15 protein-coding genes are annotated in these 16,708 nt (G+C 70.3%); 11 read left to right on the top strand and 4 right to left on the bottom strand.

Annotated elements, in window-relative coordinates:
* Positions 1 to 50 precede the first annotated feature (50 nt).
* Positions 51 to 305: a hypothetical protein gene (locus ACFQ9Z_RS12395; RefSeq protein WP_383015052.1), complete on the bottom strand. Its 255-nt coding sequence runs from the start codon at positions 303 to 305 to the stop codon at positions 51 to 53.
* A 196-nt stretch (positions 306 to 501) separates the two neighbouring features.
* A complete protein-coding gene (locus ACFQ9Z_RS12390; RefSeq protein ID WP_383015049.1) occupies positions 502 to 2,784 on the bottom strand; it encodes a (Fe-S)-binding protein in 2,283 nt (760 codons plus the stop codon).
* Between the two features lie 193 nt (positions 2,785 to 2,977).
* Here ACFQ9Z_RS12390 and ACFQ9Z_RS12385 point away from each other — a divergent pair, with 193 nt between their 5' ends.
* From ACFQ9Z_RS12385 to ACFQ9Z_RS12355, 7 genes are all read left to right on the top strand, one after another.
* A complete protein-coding gene (locus ACFQ9Z_RS12385) occupies positions 2,978 to 3,997 on the top strand; it encodes an MraY family glycosyltransferase (RefSeq protein ID WP_383015045.1) in 1,020 nt (339 codons plus the stop codon).
* 94 nt (positions 3,998 to 4,091) lie between these two features.
* Complete coding sequence (gene dnaK / locus ACFQ9Z_RS12380) at positions 4,092 to 5,930, top strand: molecular chaperone DnaK (RefSeq protein ID WP_383015042.1); 1,839 nt, start codon at positions 4,092 to 4,094, stop codon at positions 5,928 to 5,930.
* Complete coding sequence (gene grpE / locus ACFQ9Z_RS12375; RefSeq protein ID WP_383015038.1) at positions 5,927 to 6,589, top strand: nucleotide exchange factor GrpE; 663 nt, start codon at positions 5,927 to 5,929, stop codon at positions 6,587 to 6,589. The genes dnaK and grpE overlap by 4 nt, the downstream gene beginning before the upstream one ends.
* A gap of 33 nt (positions 6,590 to 6,622) precedes the next feature.
* Entirely contained in the window at positions 6,623 to 7,792 is a 1,170-nt protein-coding gene (dnaJ, locus tag ACFQ9Z_RS12370; protein ID WP_383015035.1) for a molecular chaperone DnaJ, read from the top strand.
* A 7-nt stretch (positions 7,793 to 7,799) separates the two neighbouring features.
* A complete protein-coding gene (locus ACFQ9Z_RS12365; RefSeq protein WP_383015032.1) occupies positions 7,800 to 8,258 on the top strand; it encodes a heat shock protein transcriptional repressor HspR in 459 nt (152 codons plus the stop codon).
* A 308-nt stretch (positions 8,259 to 8,566) separates the two neighbouring features.
* Positions 8,567 to 9,673 carry a sugar ABC transporter substrate-binding protein gene (locus tag ACFQ9Z_RS12360; RefSeq protein ID WP_383015029.1) on the top strand — a complete coding sequence of 369 codons (1,107 nt, stop codon included), beginning with the start codon at positions 8,567 to 8,569 and terminating at the stop codon, positions 9,671 to 9,673.
* 172 nt (positions 9,674 to 9,845) lie between these two features.
* Positions 9,846 to 10,898 carry a LuxR C-terminal-related transcriptional regulator gene (locus ACFQ9Z_RS12355; RefSeq protein WP_383015026.1) on the top strand — a complete coding sequence of 351 codons (1,053 nt, stop codon included), beginning with the start codon at positions 9,846 to 9,848 and terminating at the stop codon, positions 10,896 to 10,898.
* A gap of 49 nt (positions 10,899 to 10,947) precedes the next feature.
* On the opposite strand, the gene ACFQ9Z_RS12350 is transcribed toward ACFQ9Z_RS12355, so the two are convergent.
* A complete protein-coding gene (locus tag ACFQ9Z_RS12350; RefSeq protein ID WP_383015023.1) occupies positions 10,948 to 11,931 on the bottom strand; it encodes a helix-turn-helix transcriptional regulator in 984 nt (327 codons plus the stop codon).
* Positions 11,932 to 12,135: 204 nt separating this feature from the next.
* On the opposite strand from ACFQ9Z_RS12350, the gene ACFQ9Z_RS12345 reads away from it, so the two are divergent.
* Both ACFQ9Z_RS12345 and ACFQ9Z_RS12340 read left to right on the top strand, forming a co-directional pair.
* Entirely contained in the window at positions 12,136 to 12,324 is a 189-nt protein-coding gene (locus ACFQ9Z_RS12345) for a hypothetical protein (RefSeq protein ID WP_383015020.1), read from the top strand.
* Positions 12,321 to 12,656: a hypothetical protein gene (locus ACFQ9Z_RS12340; RefSeq protein WP_250400914.1), complete on the top strand. Its 336-nt coding sequence runs from the start codon at positions 12,321 to 12,323 to the stop codon at positions 12,654 to 12,656. Before ACFQ9Z_RS12345 ends, ACFQ9Z_RS12340 begins: the two co-directional genes overlap by 4 nt.
* A gap of 166 nt (positions 12,657 to 12,822) precedes the next feature.
* Here the strand turns inward: ACFQ9Z_RS12340 and ACFQ9Z_RS12335 are convergent, their stop codons facing one another.
* On the bottom strand, positions 12,823 to 13,236 hold the full coding sequence (locus tag ACFQ9Z_RS12335) for a pyridoxamine 5'-phosphate oxidase family protein (RefSeq protein WP_383015015.1): 414 nt from the start codon (positions 13,234 to 13,236) through the stop codon (positions 12,823 to 12,825).
* Between the two features lie 141 nt (positions 13,237 to 13,377).
* On the opposite strand from ACFQ9Z_RS12335, the gene clpB reads away from it, so the two are divergent.
* A complete protein-coding gene (gene clpB, locus ACFQ9Z_RS12330; RefSeq protein ID WP_383015012.1) occupies positions 13,378 to 15,975 on the top strand; it encodes an ATP-dependent chaperone ClpB in 2,598 nt (865 codons plus the stop codon).
* 171 nt (positions 15,976 to 16,146) lie between these two features.
* Positions 16,147 to 16,677 (top strand): YbjN domain-containing protein, encoded by a 531-nt coding sequence (locus ACFQ9Z_RS12325; RefSeq protein ID WP_143629888.1) that lies wholly within the window; start codon positions 16,147 to 16,149, stop codon positions 16,675 to 16,677.
* Positions 16,678 to 16,708 lie beyond the last annotated feature (31 nt).

The following is a 16,708-nucleotide window of genomic DNA, read 5'->3' as shown; positions in this document are numbered from 1 at the left end:
CGCCGGGGCCACGGCGGTCGCGGTGGCCGCAGGGCCGGCCCCGGACCGGGTCACCCCGCCAGGAACTCCGAGGTGGAGAAGGTCACCGCGGGCCTGCCGCCGAGCAGGTCCCTCGCCGACCCCCGGTACACGGCGACGGTGTCCTCGGTGCCGCCCCGGTGCGTGCGCACCACCAGGTCCGCGTCGGCGATCCGCGCGGGCGTGGGGCCGTCCGCGCCGTCGGCGCCGCCCGGGCCGCAGGCGGCGAGGAACAGGGTGCCGCACAGGACGGCGGTACTCGCGGTACTGATCCCATGTCTGCGCACGCGCACCGCGCACCTCTCCCGGCTCTCGGACGACGATCCGGCAATCATGCACGCGTCACCGAGGCGCGGTGAGCGGCGGGGCCGGGGAACCGGCCGGTCATGGCCGGCGGCCCGCTCACGCCACGGCGCCCCCTGCTCCGCCGTGCGGTTCAGGGGGCGCCGTGGGCCGTTCAGCCGTGGGCCGTCCGGAGGGTGGTCACTTCACCGGCTCGGGCTCCGGTTCGCTCTCCGTCTCCGCCTCGCCCGCCGGGTCGACCGGCGTCCTGACGGAGTCGAGGAGCAGCTGGGCGACGTCCACGACCTGGATGGACTCCTTGGCCTTGCCGTCGTTCTTCTTGCCGTTGACCGAGTCGGTCAGCATGACGAGGCAGAACGGGCAGGCGGTGGAGACGATGTCCGGGTCGAGGGAGAGGGCCTCGTCGACGCGCTCGTTGTTGATGCGCTTGCCGATGCGCTCCTCCATCCACATCCGCGCGCCGCCGGCGCCGCAGCAGAAGCCACGCTCCTTGTGGCGGTGCATCTCCTCGTTGCGCAGGCCGGGGACCTTGCCGATGATCTCGCGCGGGGGCGTGTAGATCTTGTTGTGGCGGCCCAGGTAGCACGGGTCGTGGTAGGTGATGACGCCCTCGACCGGGGTGACCGGGACCAGCTTGCCCTCGTCCACCAGGTGCTGCAGGAGCTGGGTGTGGTGGATGACCTCGTAGTCGCCGCCGAGCTGCGGGTACTCGTTGCCGAGGGTGTTGAGGCAGTGCGGGCAGGTGGCGACGATCTTCTTCGCCGACTTCGGCTTCCTCGACTCCGCCGTGACCTTGCCGTCGTCGTCCAGCTCCTCGCCGAACGCCGTGTTGAGGGCCATGACGTTCTCCATGCCGAGCTCCTGGAACAGGGGCTCGTTGCCCAGGCGGCGGGCGGAGTCACCGGTGCACTTCTCGTCGCCGCCCATGATCGCGAACTTCACGCCCGCGATGTGCAGCAGCTCGGCGAAGGCCTTGGTGGTCTTCTTGGCGCGGTCCTCCAGGGCGCCGGCGCAGCCGACCCAGTAGAGGTACTCGACCTCGCTGAGGTCCTCGACGTCCTTGCCGACGACCGGGACCTCGAAGTCGACCTCCTTGGTCCACTCCAGGCGCTGCTTCTTCGCCAGGCCCCAGGGGTTGCCCTTCTTCTCCAGGTTCTTGAGCATCGTGCCCGCCTCGGACGGGAACGCGGACTCGATCATGACCTGGTAGCGGCGCATGTCGACGATGTGGTCGACGTGCTCGATGTCCACCGGGCACTGCTCGACGCAGGCGCCGCAGGTGGTGCAGGACCACAGCACGTCCGGGTCGATGACGCCGTTCTCCTCGGCGGTGCCGATCAGCGGCCGCTCGGCCTCCGCGAGGGCGGCGGCGGGCACGTCCTTGAGCTGCTCCTCGGAGGCCTTCTCCTCGCCCTCCACGGTCTTGCCGCCGCCGGCCAGCAGGTACGGCGCCTTGGCGTGGGCGTGGTCCCGCAGGGACATGATCAGCAGCTTCGGGGAGAGCGGCTTGCCGGTGTTCCAGGCGGGGCACTGCGACTGGCAGCGGCCGCACTCGGTGCAGGTGGAGAAGTCCAGCAGGCCCTTCCAGGAGAACTGCTCGACCTGGGAGACGCCGAAGACGTCGTCGTCGCCCGGGTCCTCGAAGTCGATCGGCTCGCCGCCGGACGTCATCGGGAGCAGCGCGCCGAGGGAGGTCTCACCGCCGGCGTTGCGCTTGAACCAGATGTTCGGGAAGGCGAGGAAGCGGTGCCAGGCCACACCCATGTCGGTCTTCAGGGCGACCGTGATCATCCAGATGAAGGAGGTCGCGATCTTCAGGCCCGCGAAGAAGTAGGTGAGGTTCTGGAGCGTGGAGACGTCCATGCCCTCGAGCCAGTGGACGACCGGGTACGAGATGAAGAACGAGGCCTCGTAGCCGTCCACGTGGTGCTGGGCGCCCTCCAGCGCGTGCAGCATGAAGATGCAGACGCCGACGATGAGGATGACGGCCTCGACGAAGTACGCCTGGCCGAAGTTGGAGCCGGCGAAACGGGACTTGCGGCCCGGCTTGCGCGGGTGCGTGAGCTGGCGGATGACGATCAGGGCGAGGATGCCGAGCACCGTCATCGTGCCGATGAACTCGACGAAGACGTTGTACGGCGCCCAGTCGCCGATGACCGGCAGGATCCAGTCGGCCTGGAAGAGCTGGCCGATGGCGTTGACGATCGTCAGCAGCAGCGAGAAGAAACCGACCGCCACGAACCAGTGCGCGACGCCGACGACACCCCAGCGGTTCATCCGGGTGTGGCCCAGGAACTCCCTGACCACGGTGACGGTGCGCCGGCCGGGCTCGTCGGTCCGGGTGCCCGCGGGCACGTTCTGGCCGAGCCGCATGAAGTTGTAGATCTGCAGGAGGGCGCGGGCGAACAGGGCCACGCCGACCACGATCAGAACCAGCGACACGATGATCGCGGCGAGTTGCATTTCGGGGCTCCTCGGGCCTGCGAGGGAAATTACTAAGCGGTAACTTATGCAGTCCGTTCGAGACTACCCGCATCTTTACTCGCACTGTAGCCAGGCGCGAGGTGATCTGGGTCGCTGAGGTGTGCCTGAGCCGACCGGCAATCAGATCGTGTTATTCGTACCGAATTGCTACTTTCGCGCCTAACTTAGAGCCGTGCTCTACGGGATCGCCGCGGCCTGCGCCGCCCTCCTCCTCACCGCCGTGCTCGCGGCGCTGCTCCGGCTGCCCGCGCTGCGCGCGGGAATCGTGGACCGGCGGCGGCAGCGGCCCCTCCCGGTGCTCGGCGGAGTGGCCGTCGTGGCCGTCACCTGTCTGGTCGCCTGGGCGGGGCAGTGGTCCGGGATCGCGCCGTTCGGGGACGGGGTCGGCCGGCTGCTCGCCGTCGCCGCCGGGATCGCCCTGCTGGGGCTGGTCGCCGACGTGTGGCGGCTGCGGGCGCGGGTACTGGTCACCGGCGCGGCCGTCGCGGCGGCCGGCGTGGTGCCGTACGACGAGACGGGCGCCTGGGGCGGGCTGCTGGCCGTGGGCTGGATCGTCCTCGCCACGCTGGCCTTCAAGGGGCTCGACCACGCCGACGGGCTGGCCGGGACCGTCGGGGTGGTCACCGCCTTCGGGGCGGGGGTCTGCGCCGCGGCGGAGCTGATGGACGGGCTCGCCGTGCTGCTCAGCGTGTTCGCCGCCGCGCTGACCGGCTTCCTCATGCACAACTGGCACCCCGCGCGCGTGGGGCTGGGGGCCTGCGGATCGCTCTTCACCGGGTTCCTGCTCTCCTCGGCCGTCGTCTTCACGCGCGCGGGGTACGGGCTAGAGCGGACGGCGGGTGTGGTGTTCAGCCTGAGCGCCGTGGCCGCCGCCGACCTCCTGCTCGTCGTCCTGGCCCGGCTCCTCTCCCGCCGGCCGCTGCTCAGGCGGGGCCCGGACCACCTGGCCCACCGGCTGCGGCGGCTCGGGCCGACCCCGCCGGGCGCGGTGGTGCTGCTGGGCGCCGGGTCCTTCTCCTCGGTGCTCGTGGGAGTGCTCGTGCACACGGGGTGGACCGGGGAGAGGGCGGTGCTGTGGGTGGCCGGCGGGGTGGTGCTCGCCGTCCTCGTACTCCTTCGCATTCCTGTCCAACCGCCTCGTCGAAGTGTGTCGACGCAGGTCAGAGGGCAGTTGCGTGTAAGGAGCGGATAAGACTTGAGTCCCGTTGACTCAGGTCTGTTGACCGCGCGGGTCTCCTCATGCACACTTGAGCCTGTTCCACTCAAGTCAGCTGGAGGAATCAACCATGGCACGTGCGGTCGGCATCGACCTGGGCACGACTAACTCCGTCGTCAGCGTTCTGGAGGGCGGCGAGCCCACCGTCATCACCAACGCCGAGGGTGCCAGGACCACGCCGTCCGTCGTCGCCTTCGCGAAGAACGGCGAGGTGCTCGTCGGCGAGGTGGCCAAGCGCCAGGCGGTCACGAACGTGGACCGGACCATCCGCTCGGTGAAGCGCCACATGGGCACCGACTGGAAGATCCAGCTCGACGGGAAGGACTTCAACCCGCAGCAGATCTCCGCCTTCATCCTGCAGAAGCTGAAGCGGGACGCCGAGTCCTACCTGGGCGAGAAGGTCACGGACGCGGTCATCACCGTCCCGGCCTACTTCAACGACTCCGAGCGCCAGGCGACGAAGGAGGCCGGCGAGATCGCCGGTCTGAACGTCCTGCGCATCGTGAACGAGCCCACCGCCGCGGCCCTCGCGTACGGCCTCGACAAGGACGACCAGACGATCCTCGTCTTCGACCTCGGTGGCGGCACCTTCGACGTGTCCCTCCTGGAGATCGGCGACGGCGTCGTCGAGGTGAAGGCCACCAACGGTGACAACCACCTCGGTGGCGACGACTGGGACCAGCGCGTCGTCGACTACCTGGTGCAGCAGTTCAAGTCCGGTCACGGCGTGGACCTGGCCAAGGACAAGATGGCCCTGCAGCGTCTGCGCGAGGCCGCCGAGAAGGCGAAGATCGAGCTGTCCTCGTCCACCGAGACCTCGATCAACCTGCCCTACATCACCGCGTCCGCCGAGGGCCCGCTGCACCTGGACGAGAAGCTCACCCGCGCCCAGTTCCAGCAGCTCACCGCGGACCTGCTGGAGCGCTGCAAGACGCCGTTCCACAACGTCATCAAGGACGCCGGCATCTCGATCAACGAGATCGACCACGTCGTCCTGGTCGGCGGCTCCACCCGCATGCCCGCCGTCGCCGAGCTCGTCAAGGAGCTGACCGGCGGCAAGGAGGCCAACAAGGGCGTGAACCCGGACGAGGTCGTCGCCATCGGCGCCTCGCTCCAGGCCGGTGTCCTCAAGGGTGAGGTCAAGGACGTCCTGCTCCTCGACGTGACCCCGCTGTCCCTCGGCATCGAGACCAAGGGCGGCATCATGACCAAGCTCATCGAGCGCAACACCACGATCCCGACCAAGCGCTCGGAGATCTTCACCACGGCCGAGGACAACCAGCCGTCGGTGCAGATCCAGGTCTACCAGGGCGAGCGCGAGATCGCGGCCTACAACAAGAAGCTCGGCATGTTCGAGCTGACCGGTCTGCCGCCGGCGCCCCGCGGCGTCCCGCAGATCGAGGTGTCCTTCGACATCGACGCCAACGGCATCATGCACGTGACCGCCAAGGACCTGGGCACGGGCAAGGAGCAGAAGATGACCGTCACCGGCGGCTCCTCGCTGCCGAAGGACGAGGTCGACCGGATGCGCCAGGAGGCCGAGCAGTACGCGGAGGAGGACCACCGCCGCCGCGAGGCCGCCGAGACCCGCAACCAGGGCGAGCAGCTCGTCTACCAGACCGAGAAGTTCCTCAAGGACAACGAGGACAAGGTCCCGGGCGAGGTGAAGACCGAGGTGGAGGAGGCCGTCGCCGAGCTGAAGGAGAAGCTCAAGGGCGAGGACACCACCGAGATCCGCACCGCCACCGAGAAGGTCGCCGCCGTCTCGCAGAAGCTGGGCCAGGCCATGTACGCCGACGCCCAGGCCGCCCAGGCCGCCGGTGGCGCGCCCGGCGGCGAGGCCAAGGCGGACGACGACGTCGTGGACGCCGAGATCGTCGACGACGAGCGCAAGGACGGTGCCGCGTGACGGAGGAGACCCCGGGCTTCGAAGAGAAGCCCGACGTCCCCTCCGGCGCCACCCCTGACGACGCCGAGCCGAAGGCCGCCCCCGAGGAGGGGGCGGCCCCGGCCGGGGACGCAACCGCAGACGCCGGTCTGGTGGCACAGCTGGACCAGGTGCGCACGGCGCTGAACGAGCGCACCCTGGACCTCCAGCGCCTGCAGGCCGAGTACCAGAACTACCGCCGCCGCGTCGAACGCGACCGGGTCGCGGTCCGGGAGATCGCCATCGCGAACCTCCTGACCGAGCTCCTGCCCGTGCTCGACGACATCGGCCGGGCACGGGAACACGGCGAACTGGTCGGCGGCTTCAAGTCGGTGGCCGAGTCGCTGGAGACCGTCGCGGCCAAGATGGGCCTGCAGCAGTTCGGCAAGGAGGGCGAGCCCTTCGACCCGACGATCCACGAGGCCCTGATGCACAGCTACGCGCCGGACGTCACCGAGACGACGTGCGTGGCCATCCTGCAGCCCGGGTATCGCATCGGCGAGCGCACCATCCGCCCCGCGCGGGTGGCCGTCGCCGAACCGCAGCCCGGCGCGCAGACGGTCAAGGCCGAGGGCGCCGAGGAGAGCACCGAGGCGAAGGCGGCCGACGACAAGGAGAACGGTGGCCCGGAGGAGGGCTGACGTAATCACCGCGAGGAAGGAGGGACGTCGGGGATGAGCACCAAGGACTTCATCGAGAAGGACTACTACAAGGTCCTCGGCGTCCCCAAGGACGCCACCGAGGCCGAGATCAAGAAGGCGTACCGGAAGCTCGCCCGCGAGTTCCACCCGGACGCCAACAAGGGCAACGCCAGGGCCGAGGAGCGCTTCAAGGAGATCTCCGAGGCGAACGACGTCCTCGGCGACCCGAAGAAGCGCAAGGAGTACGACGAGGCGCGCGCCCTGTTCGGCAACGGCGGCTTCCGCCCCGGGCCGGGCGCCGGCGGCGGCAACTTCAACTTCGACCTGGGCGACCTCTTCGGGGGCAACGCACAGGGCTCGGGCGGCTTCGGCGGCGGCATCGGCGACGTCTTCGGGGGCCTGTTCAACCGCGGCGGCACGGGTGCCACCCGCACCCAGCCGCGGCGCGGCCAGGACATCGACACCGAGGTCACGCTGAGCTTCACGGAGGCCATCGAGGGCGCCACGGTGCCGCTGCGGATGTCCTCCCAGGCGCCCTGCAAGGCGTGTTCGGGCACCGGCGACAAGAACGGCACACCGCGCGTGTGCCCGACCTGCGTCGGCACCGGACAGGTGGCCCGGGGCTCGGGCGGCGGGTTCTCGCTCACCGACCCCTGCCCCGACTGCAAGGGCCGCGGCCTGATCGCCGAGCACCCCTGCATGGAGTGCAAGGGCAGCGGCCGTGCCAAGTCCTCGCGCACCATGCAGGTCCGCATCCCGGCCGGCGTGACGGACGGGCAGCGGATCCGGCTGCGCGGCAAGGGCGCGCCCGGCGAGCGGGGCGGACCGGCGGGCGATCTCTACGTGGTCGTGCACGTCGGCGAGCACCCGGTGTTCGGACGCAGGGACGACAACCTCACCGTCACCGTGCCGGTCACGTTCGCCGAGGCGGCCCTCGGCGGCGAGGTCCGGGTCCCGACCCTCGGCGGCCCGGCGGTCACCCTGAAACTGCCGCCCGGCACCCCGAACGGGCGCACCATGCGCGCCCGGGGCAAGGGCGCGGTCCGCAAGGACGGCACCCGCGGCGACCTGCTGGTCACCGTCGAGGTGAGTGTGCCGAAGGACCTGTCGGGGAAGGCTCGTGACGCGCTGGAGGCGTATCGCGAGGCGACCGCGGGGGAGGACCCGCGGGCGGAGCTGTTCGAGGCCGCGAAGGGAGATTGAGCGCCCCATGGACACACCCGGCCGTCGGCGTAATCCGTACGAACTGACCGAGGAGACCCCGGTCTACGTCATCTCGGTGGCGGCCCAGCTCTCCGGTCTCCATCCGCAGACGCTGCGCCAGTACGACCGTCTGGGTCTGGTCTCCCCGGACCGCACGGCGGGGAGGGGCCGCCGCTACTCGGCCCGTGACATCGAACTGCTCCGCCAGGTGCAGACGTTGTCGCAGGACGAGGGCATCAACCTGGCCGGAATCAAGCGCATCATCGAACTGGAGAACCAGGTCGCCGCGTTGCAGTCCCGCGTCGCGGAGCTGCAGGCGGCCCTGGACGGCGCGGCGGCCGCGATGCGGCAGCGCGAGGCGGCCGTGCACGCCTCCTACCGGCGCGACCTGGTGCCGTATCAGGAGGTCCAGCAGACCAGCGCGCTGGTGGTGTGGCGGCCGAAGCGGCAGCAGCAGGCCGACTGACCGCAGGCCGCGGCGAGCACCGGCAGGGGCCGGGGACGGGTGACCGTCCCCGGCCCCTTTCGCGTGCGCCGCGGCCGCCGCCGGCTGGGCGGATCTTTGCCCTTCCATGAACTTCCTTTGCGTGGAGGGTCCGTAAAGAGTGTTTGGAGGGGATTCCGCTCCTCCTTCACAGGTGCAGCGGAGCGTGCTGTTGCGCACTCGTTAAGTAGTTCTGCTTGACGCCGGGTGGGCGCGCCGCGTTGTCTTTTCAGACACCTGGGTCGTAAAGCAGCACCCACGTCCGGATCGCACCTGAAGTGAGCCCTCGAATGCGTCGTATCGCCATATCCGTGGCCGCGTCCACGATGATCCTTTCGCTCGCCGGGTGCGGCGTGCTGAACGCGACGGGGGACGGTGCGAGCGCCAGCCCGACGAAGGGCGACGACGTCACCGTCGGTCTGCTGCTGCCGGAGAAGGCGAACACGCGCTACGACAAGTTCGACTACCCGATCATCAAGGCCAAGGTGGCCGAACTGACCCACAAGAAGGGCACGGTCCAGTACGCCAACGCGGACGCGGACGCATCCCGGCAGGCCGGCCAGATGCAGACGATGATCGACGACAAGGTCGACGTCATCCTGCTCGACGCGGTCGACTCGCACGGCATCGTCGGCGAGGTGAAGAAGGCCAAGGAGGCGGGCATCCCCGTCATCGCCTACGACCGGCTCGCCGAGGGCCCGATCGACGCCTACATCTCCTTCGACAACGAGCTGGTCGGCGAGGTGCAGGGCCGCTCGCTGCTGGAGGCCCTGGGCTCGCGCGTGGACACCTCCGACAAGATCGTCATGATGAACGGCTCGCCCACCGACCCCAACGCCAAGCAGTTCAAGCAGGGCGCGCTGTCGGAGCTGAAGGGCAAGGTGGACATCGCGGAGTCCTTCGACACCACGGACTGGAAGCCGGAGAACGCCGAGGCCAACATGGCCAAGGCGATCGCCGGTATCGGCAAGGACAACATCGTCGCGGTCTACTCCGCCAACGACGGCATGGCGGGCGGGGTCATCAAGGCCCTGACGGCGGCCGGTGTCACCAAGCTGCCCCCGATCACCGGCCAGGACGCCGAACTGGACGCGGTGCAGCGCATCGTGGCCGGTGAGCAGTACATGAGCGTCTACAAGTCCTACCCGGACGAGGCCGAGGCCGCCGCCCAGATGGCCGTCACCAAGGTGCAGGGCAAGGACATCCAGTTCGACGCCCTGACCCAGGACCGCGTCGACAGCCCCACCGACAAGGACATTCCGTCCCGGCTCGTCCAGGTGAGCGCCCTGACCCGGTCCAAGATCAAGGACACCGTCATCGCCGACGGCATCTACTCGGTCGGCGACATCTGCACGGCCAAGTACAAGGCGGCCTGCGCGTCGATCGGCCTGAAGTAGCCCACGTCCCACCCTTGCAGCTTGTTGCTGCCGCGGCGGGCGGAAGACCGTACGCAACGGCGCATACCGGCTGGTTTCCCCGCCCGGGGCGGCCGGAGCCGTGTTGCGGACCCGATCCCGGCCGCGCATAGTTGCGCTGCGGAAGTGGCAGCAACCGGGGGTGGAATGGGCGATGGCCGGGCACGGGACGGAGGAGCATCCTCACGGTGCCGACCGGCTGTGCGAGGCCGGGGACCGGGTGTACTCCCGGGCCGTACGCCGGGGGCGGGTGCCGCGCACGGACGCCGGGCCGGTGCCCTGTCTGCTGGAACTGGCCCTGCTGCACCCCGACCCCGACGACATGGACTGGCTGGTGCCCACCTCGCCGCAGGAGGTCATGACCAGGCTGCTGCGCGGGGTCCACGACGAGGTCAGGGAGAGCCAGCGCCGGGTGGGCTCGGCGGTGGCCGCCTTCGAGTGGTACGCGGGCCTGGGCACGCAGCTGCAGGCGCTGTCGGCGTCCGGTGAGGGCACGGCCATCCGGGTGCTGGACGGGCTCTCCCGCATCCAGGCCGCGATGGACGAGGCGACCGCCGCGTGCGCCGCGGAGGTGCTCACCGTGCAGCCCGGCGGCATCCGGCGCGAGGACGAGCTGACCGAGGGGCTGCACCGGGCGCTCGCGCTGCGCGGCCGGGGCGTGCGCATGCGCGACCTGTACACGCACGTGGCCCGGCACGGGCAGGGGCTGCTCAACTACCTGGAGCTGATGGGCGGCACGGTCGAGGCCCGCACCCTGGACGAGGTCATCGACCGGCTGATCCTCTTCGACCGCACGGTCGCGTTCATCCCCGCCAACGCCGAGCGCACGATGGCCCTGGAGCTGCGGCACCCGGCCCTCGTGGAGTACCTGGTGACCGTCTTCGAGCGGCTGTGGCGGCTGGCGCTGCCGCTGACGGCCCCGCTGCCCGACACCGGCATCGAGGGCATCTCGCACCGCGAGCGGTCCATCGCGGCGCTGCTCGCCGAGGGGCACCAGGACGCGGTGATCGCCGAACGCCTCGGCATCAGCGTGCGCACCTGCCGGGCGCACATCGCCCGGCTCTCGGACACGCTCGGCGCGGCCAGCCGTACCCAACTGGGCGTGCGGATCGCCCAGGTGGGCCTGGACCGGCCTCCGCACAGCGGCCCGCCGGCCGCCCCCGCAGCGCTGGGAGCGCCCGGCCAGGAGTCCTCGGGCGTGCGCTGAGCCGTACGCGCCGGGCACGGCTCCCGCGCCGCCTCACCGGGGCGGGCCGTCAGCCGTGCGGTGCCGGGGCCGGCAGGCCGGGCTCGGGGTCCGGTTCCTGGTCCAGCAGCCCGGAGCGGGCTATGAGGTAGCCGAGCTGGGCGCGGCTGCCGCTGCCGAGGGCGGCGGCCAGCTTGGCGATGTGGGCCCGGCAGGTCCGTACGTTCATGCCGAGGCGGCGGGCGATCGCCTCGTCCACGTGTCCCTCGACCAGCAGCTTGGCGATGGAGCGCTGCACCCCCGTGACGCCGTCGACCGGGGGCGCGTAGGCGGGCTCCTCCAGGAGCGGGACCGCGCGCCGCCAGAGCTGTTCGAAGACCTTCACCAGGTACGCCACCAGGGCCGGGTGCCGCAGTTCCAGGGCCACCTGGCGGTCGTCGCGGGCGGGGATGAAGGCGACCTCCCGGTCGAAGATCATCAGACGCTCGATCAGCTCCTCGAGCGTGCGTATCTCGACCTTCCCCTTGGCCATGATCTCGGCGTACGCGAGCGTCCCCTGGCTGTGCCGCACGGTGTGCTGGTACAGCGTCCGCATGGAGATCCCGCGTTCGATGACGGCCTGACCCCGTTTCAGCGCGATGCCGAGGACGTTCTCGCTGCGTCCGCCGCCGGGCTGCACGGTGAGCACCTCGTGCCGGCAGTCGGCGGTGGCCCGTTCGATGGCCGCGTTGATCCGCTCGATGCCCTCGTGCACGGTGACCGCGTTGGTGTCCCCCGTACTCTGGGCGCTGATGGCCATGAATGGCTCGAAGGAATCGGTGAGTTCGATCGCGGCGTGTCTGCGCTCCTGGATCTCCCGTTCGATCGGGTGCAGACGCTGGGCGAGCGCGGCGGCGGGCGGTACCGGCCGCAGCCACTTCGGATCGTCCGGATCGGGGTGCAGCAGCGCGAGTTCCAGCAGGCAGGGGGCTGCTTCCGCCTCCGGGCGGGCGACGCGTCCCAGCCGCAGCGCGTCGGCGTACAGGCGCTTGCCGTCTTCACAGAGATCCGTCATCCCGTGAGGATGATGTGTCTCGTTCGTGTGAGTATTAGGCAAATCTCCACCCCCCAGGGTCCTGTACATGCAGGAACATGATGCACCGCTTCTGTGGCTTTGACGTGGCTTGATGAGCCATCGTCTTCAAGGCGGGGGAGAGACACAGGGGAAGTGAGGACGAAGCCCATCATGTGCAAGAGAATGCTTCGCTCAGTACTTGCCGTGGCCTTCTCCACAGGACTGGTCTTCGGCACGGTGAGCACGCTGGACCTCGGCTGGGACATCGTACGGCCGGCCGGTCACGCCGACTCCGCGCTGGACCTCGGCTGGGACATCACGCCGCGCACCAGCCAGACCGCGTCCGGGCAGGATCTCGGCTGGGACACCGTCCGGGCGGGTGCGAGGGCATGACCACCCCACCCGACGACCGGTCCTTCAGGCGGGAGATGGCCACCGCCTACCGCTCCGGCTGGCACTTCATCGACCTGGTCACCGCCATCCCCCACAGTGGTGACTCGCTGATGGTGACCGTCTTCGGAGAGCCGGTCGTCGTCACCCGGGACGAGGACGAGGACGTACGGGCCTACCGGTGCCTGCGCAAGCCGCGCGGGGCGCCGCAGCCGGTGCGGTGCGCCATCCGCTACGGCATGATCTTTGTGAACCTGGACCAACGGGACCATCGGCTGGCAGAGCCGGAGGACCCGGAGCTCACGACCATCTCAGCCACCCCCCGCAGTGCCTGACGCGATTCCCCCGTCGTAAAAGATCGCTCAGGTGCTTCCCCCCGCAGCGGCGTCACCGTGACCTGAACACGGTGACGCCGCTGCAGTTTGCGCTGACATTTCCACGTATGGGCGCGTTCCCACACTGGCCGGAAATCGATGGCCGCCGTCTGCGGGGCGGCCCGGGTCAGCCGTGTCCGAGCGCCCGCTCGACCTCGATCTCGATCACCACCCGCCGCGGGTTCTCCGCCGGCACGCGGTGGTAGCGCTCGGTGTACCGCCGCTCCGCCTCCGCCACCCGCTCGCGGTCCTCGCGCACCCGCGCCCGGCCCTCCAGCGTGGCCCAGCGCCGGCCGTCCACCTGGCACACCGCGACCCGGGCGCCCTCGTCGCCGGCCGCGCGGACGTGGGCCGCCTTCGCGCTGCCCCCGTTGGTGATCACCCGGGCCAACCGTGCCGCGGGGTCGTACGTCACCCCGACCGGGACCACGTGCGGGCTCCCGTCCGGGCGCAGGGTCGTCAGGGTGCACAGATGCCGTTCCCGCCAGAAGGCGAGATAGGGCTCGTCCGGGGCAGCCGGGTCTACGGAGTGCTTGGCCATGGCCGAAACCTAGCCGCTGATTTCCCCATCCCGTGCGCTGCCCCGCCTTGAGCGGAATAGACTCAACTTTGTGTACGCTGATCTAGTCAGCACTGGGAAGGGCCTGGCCGTCGAGCCGACGCCGAGGAGGAGAACGGACACGTGGACGCCGAGCTGACCAACAGGAGCCGGGACGCGATCAACGCCGCCGGCAACCGCGCGGTGACCGAGGGGCACCCGGACCTCACCCCCGCTCATCTGCTCCTGGCTCTGCTCCAGGGCCAGGACAACGAGAACATCACCGACCTGCTCGCCGCCGTCGAGGCCGACCAGGCCGCCGTGCGCTCCGGCGCCGAGCGGGTGCTGGCCGGACTGCCCAGCGTGACCGGCTCCACCGTCGCGCCCCCGCAGCCCAACCGCGAGCTGCTCGCGGTCATCGCCGACGCCTCGGAACGGGCCAAGGCGCTCGGCGACGAGTACCTGTCGACCGAGCACCTGCTCATCGGCGTCGCCGCGAAGGGCGGCGCGGCCGGCGAGGTGCTCCGCAAGCAGGGTGCCGACGCCAGGAAGCTCGAAGAGGCCTTCACCAAGGCCAGGGGAGGACGCCGCGTGACCACCGCCGATCCCGAGGGTCAGTACAAGGCCCTGGAGAAGTTCGGCACCGACTTCACCGCCGCCGCCCGCGAGGGCCGGCTCGACCCGGTCATCGGGCGGGACCAGGAGATCCGGCGGGTGGTGCAGGTGCTGAGCCGCCGTACCAAGAACAACCCCGTGCTCATCGGCGAGCCCGGCGTCGGCAAGACCGCCGTCGTGGAGGGGCTCGCCCAGCGGATCGTCAAGGGCGACGTGCCCGAGTCGCTGAAGGACAAGCGGCTGGTCGCGCTGGACCTCGGCGCGATGGTGGCCGGCGCCAAGTACCGCGGCGAGTTCGAGGAGCGGCTGAAGTCCGTGCTCGCCGAGATCAAGGAGTCCGACGGCCAGGTCATCACCTTCATCGACGAGCTGCACACCGTGGTGGGCGCCGGCGCGGGCGGCGACTCCGCCATGGACGCGGGCAACATGCTCAAGCCCATGCTGGCCCGCGGTGAGCTGCGCATGGTCGGAGCCACGACCCTGGACGAGTACCGGGAGCGGATCGAGAAGGACCCCGCCCTGGAGCGCCGCTTCCAGCAGGTGCTGGTCGCCGAGCCGACCGTCGAGGACACCATCGCCATCCTGCGCGGGCTCAAGGGCCGCTACGAGGCCCACCACAAGGTGCAGATCGCGGACAGCGCCCTGGTGGCCGCCGCCACCCTCTCCGACCGGTACATCACCTCCCGCTTCCTGCCCGACAAGGCCATCGACCTGGTCGACGAGGCGGCCTCCCGGCTGCGCATGGAGATCGACTCCTCCCCCGTGGAGATCGACGAACTCCAGCGCTCCGTCGACCGGCTGAAGATGGAGGAGCTGGCGATCGCCAAGGAGACCGACCCGGCCTCCCGGGAGCGCCTGGAGAAGCTGCGCCGCGACCTCGCCGACAAGGAGGAGGAGCTGCGCGGCCTGACCGCCCGCTGGGAGAAGGAGAAGCAGTCCCTCAACCGGGTCGGTGAGCTGAAGGAGCGCCTGGACGACCTGCGCGGCCAGGCCGAACGCGCCCAGCGCGACGGCGACTTCGACACCGCGGCCAAGCTGCTCTACGGCCGGATCCCGGAGCTGGAGAAGGAGCTGGAGGCCGCCTCCGAGGCCGAGGAGGAGGTCGCCCGGGACACCATGGTCAAGGAGGAGGTCGGCGCGGACGACATCGCCGACGTCGTCGGCGCCTGGACCGGCATCCCCGCCGGGCGGCTGCTGGAGGGCGAGACGCAGAAGCTGCTGCGCATGGAGGACGAGCTGGGCCGGCGCCTCATCGGCCAGACCGAGGCCGTGCGCGCGGTGAGCGACGCCGTGCGGCGTTCGCGGGCCGGCATCGCCGACCCCGACCGCCCCACCGGCTCCTTCCTCTTCCTGGGCCCGACCGGTGTCGGCAAGACCGAACTGGCCAAGGCGCTCGCCGACTTCCTCTTCGACGACGAGCGGGCCATGGTCCGCATCGACATGTCGGAGTACGGCGAGAAGCACAGCGTGGCCCGGCTGGTCGGCGCGCCCCCCGGCTACGTCGGCTACGAGGAGGGCGGCCAGCTCACCGAGGCGGTGCGGCGGCGCCCGTACAGCGTGGTGCTGCTGGACGAGGTGGAGAAGGCCCACCCCGAGGTCTTCGACGTCCTGCTGCAGGTGCTGGACGACGGCCGGCTGACGGACGGTCAGGGCCGCACGGTGGACTTCCGCAACACCATCCTGGTGCTCACCTCCAACCTGGGCAGCCAGTTCCTGGTCGACCCGGTGAGCAGCGAGGCGGAGAAGCGGGAGCAGGTACTGGAGGTCGTACGCGCCTCCTTCAAGCCGGAGTTCCTCAACCGGCTCGACGACCTGGTGGTCTTCACCGCGCTCACCAAGCCCGAGCTGGAGCGGATCGCGAAGCTCCAGATCGACCGGCTGGCCAGGCGGCTGGCCGAGCGCCGGCTCAGCCTGGACATCACGCCCGCGGCGCTGGCCTGGCTCGCCGAGGAGGGACTGGACCCGGCCTACGGCGCCCGTCCGCTGCGCCGGCTCGTGCAGACCACGATCGGCGACCGCCTCGCCAAGGAGATCCTCTCCGGCGAGGTCAAGGACGGCGACACGGTCCGGGTGGACCGCTTCGAGGGGGGCCTGATCGTTGGCCCGGCGACGGGCAAGACGCTCTGAGCCGGACGGCCGGCCCGCCGGGGCGGCGCCTGCCCCCGGCCGCTCCGGCGGGCGCCGTGCGGCCGGTCCGGCCGGATCATGTCAGCCCTGGGCTGACAGGCCGCGTCGGGGCTTGCCACCCCCCTCCCCGCATGGGGGAGGATGGCGGGATCCAATGAAGGGAAAAACACGGTGAGCATCGACCCGTCCTCGATTCCGAACTTCGGGGGCCAGCCAGAACCGCAGCCCCAGGGACCGGTGGGCCCCGTCGTCCCGGATCAGGACCTCGTGAAGCAGCTCCTCGACCAGATGGAGCTGAAGTACGTCGTCGACGAGGAGGGAGACCTCGCGGCGCCCTGGGAGCAGTTCCGCACGTACTTCATGTTCCGCGGGGAGGATGAGCAGGCGGTCTTCTCGGTCCGGACCTTCTACGACCGCCCCCACAAGATCGACGAGAAGCCGCAGCTGCTGGAGTCCGTCGACGACTGGAACCGCCGCACGCTGTGGCCCAAGGTGTACACCCACACCCACGACGACGGCACCGTCCGCCTCATCGGCGAGGCGCAGATGCTGGTCGGCACCGGCGTCGACCTCAACCACTTCGTCTCCTCCACGGTCAGCTGGGTGCGGGCCGCGATCGAGTTCGACAAGTGGCTGGTGGAGCAGCTCGGTCTGGAAGAGGAAGTGAACGAAGCGGAGAAGCCCGAGGAGGACGGGGAGTAACCCCGTTCCCGGCCGGTCCGGGGGCCGCGGC

Origin of the sequence: Streptomyces sp. NPDC056580 (genome assembly GCF_042793175.1) — a bacterium.
Lineage (GTDB): Bacteria > Actinomycetota > Actinomycetes > Streptomycetales > Streptomycetaceae > Streptomyces.
The sequence above is the reverse complement of the archived record's forward strand: the minus strand, read 5'-3'. Positions and strand labels throughout refer to the sequence as shown.

What these genes read in the sequence shown, in the direction of transcription:
- dnaJ (WP_383015035.1), top strand. Translation starts at nt 6,623, where the DNA reads ATGAGCACCAAGGACTTCATCGAGAAGGACTACTACAAGGTCCTCGGC.
- ACFQ9Z_RS12340 (WP_250400914.1), top strand. Translation starts at nt 12,321, where the DNA reads ATGACCACCCCACCCGACGACCGGTCCTTCAGGCGGGAGATGGCCACC.
- ACFQ9Z_RS12365 (WP_383015032.1), top strand. Translation starts at nt 7,800, where the DNA reads ATGGACACACCCGGCCGTCGGCGTAATCCGTACGAACTGACCGAGGAG.
- ACFQ9Z_RS12360 (WP_383015029.1), top strand. Translation starts at nt 8,567, where the DNA reads ATGCGTCGTATCGCCATATCCGTGGCCGCGTCCACGATGATCCTTTCG.
- ACFQ9Z_RS12350 (WP_383015023.1), bottom strand. Translation starts at nt 11,931, where the DNA reads ATGACGGATCTCTGTGAAGACGGCAAGCGCCTGTACGCCGACGCGCTG.
- ACFQ9Z_RS12335 (WP_383015015.1), bottom strand. Translation starts at nt 13,236, where the DNA reads ATGGCCAAGCACTCCGTAGACCCGGCTGCCCCGGACGAGCCCTATCTC.
- ACFQ9Z_RS12355 (WP_383015026.1), top strand. Translation starts at nt 9,846, where the DNA reads ATGGCCGGGCACGGGACGGAGGAGCATCCTCACGGTGCCGACCGGCTG.
- dnaK (WP_383015042.1), top strand. Translation starts at nt 4,092, where the DNA reads ATGGCACGTGCGGTCGGCATCGACCTGGGCACGACTAACTCCGTCGTC.
- ACFQ9Z_RS12390 (WP_383015049.1), bottom strand. Translation starts at nt 2,784, where the DNA reads ATGCAACTCGCCGCGATCATCGTGTCGCTGGTTCTGATCGTGGTCGGC.